This is a genomic window from Micromonospora sp. NPDC023814, assembly GCF_040639595.1.
GTDB lineage: Bacteria > Actinomycetota > Actinomycetes > Mycobacteriales > Micromonosporaceae > Micromonospora.
This window is the reverse complement of record NZ_JBFAAF010000181.1, coordinates 2,113-3,570: the sequence shown is the minus strand read 5'-3', so window position 1 is coordinate 3,570 and position 1,458 is coordinate 2,113. Positions and strand designations below refer to the sequence as shown.

The window sequence follows — 1,458 nt, the reverse complement described above, 5'->3', positions numbered from 1 at the left end:
GGGCGCGGTCGCGGTGTTGTAGGTGGGCGGTCATGCCGGTGGTGTGTTCCCACAGTCCCCAGGCGATGGAGGTGGCGGGCAGGCCGGCCCGGTGCCGGATCGTCGCGAGAGCGTCCAGACCAGCATTCGCGGCAGCGTAGTTACCCTGCCCCGGGTTACCGATCACACCCGCGACCGAGGAGAACAACACGAACAGGGCCAGGTCACGATCGCGGGTCAACTCGTCCAGCCACAACGCGGCCTGGAGCTTCGGCGCCACAACGGCATCAAGGCGTTGCGGGGTCAGCGTCTCGATGATGCCATCGTCGATGACACCAGCGGCATGCACCACCCCCGTGAGCCCGTCAATGCCCCCGACCAGGTCTGCCAACGCCGCCCGGTCGGTCACGTCACACGCCACGACACGCACCTCGGCGTCCAAACCAGCAAGCCGGTCAGTCACACCGGAACGGCTGGCCAGAACAAGCTTCCGCACACCATGCCGACGCACCAGATGCTCGGCCACCACAACACCAAGCCCACCCGTGCCACCAGTGATCAACACCGTGCCATCCGGATCCAGACACGCCGGCATCGTCAACACCTGCTTACCGGTCGTGCGACCCGCACCCAGATCCCGCAACACCTCCCGAACCCGCTGCACCGGCGCCCCAGTGACCGGCACCGGCGTAAGAACACCGTCACCGAAAAGCTCCATCAGCCGGCGAAGCATCCCACCAAGCCGCTCCGGCCCCGCCTCGATCATGTCGAACGGAACATAACGAACGCCCGGGAAATCCCCCGGACCACGAATATCGGTCTTACCCATCTCCAGCAACACACCACCCGGACGCAACAACCCCACCGACGCGTCCACAAACTCACCCGCCAGGCTGTTGAGCACCACATCAAACCCACCCGGAAACACATCCCCGAACACCGTCGAACGCGACGACGCCAGCCGCTCCCGCGGAACATCCACAAGGTCCCACTTCGACTCACTCGCCGTCGCCCACACCTCAGCACCCAACCACCGAGCCAACTGCACCGCAGCCATACCCACCCCACCCGCAGCAGCATGAACCAACACACGCTGACCAGCCCGAAGCCCAGCAAGCTCCACCAACCCCAACCACGCCGTCAACCACACCACCGGCACACCCGCGGCCTGTTCCATCGACCAACCATCCGGAACCCTCACCACCAGCCGACCATCAACCACCGTCGACGAACCGAAACCACCCGACCACAACCCCAACACCCGATCACCAACCGCCACATGCTCCACACCCACACCAACCTCAACCACCACCCCCGCGCCCTCCACACCAACCGACCCACCACCCGGATAAACCCCAAGACCCACCAACACATCCCGGAAATTCACCCCCGCCGCACGGATCGCGACCCGCACCTGCCCCGCACCCACAACCTCCGGGGTCACGGTTTCGACGACAATGCCGTCCAGCGACCCACTGT

The 1,458-nt window shown here is 65.4% G+C and carries 1 protein-coding gene; it reads right to left on the bottom strand.

Translation table 11 applies throughout. The features are described 5' to 3' along the window. The coding region (locus AB0G14_RS35095) for an MDR/SDR family oxidoreductase (protein WP_357705022.1) at positions 1–1,423 on the bottom strand (1,423 nt) is incomplete at its 3' end. Between the last annotated feature and the right edge of the window lie 35 nt (positions 1,424–1,458).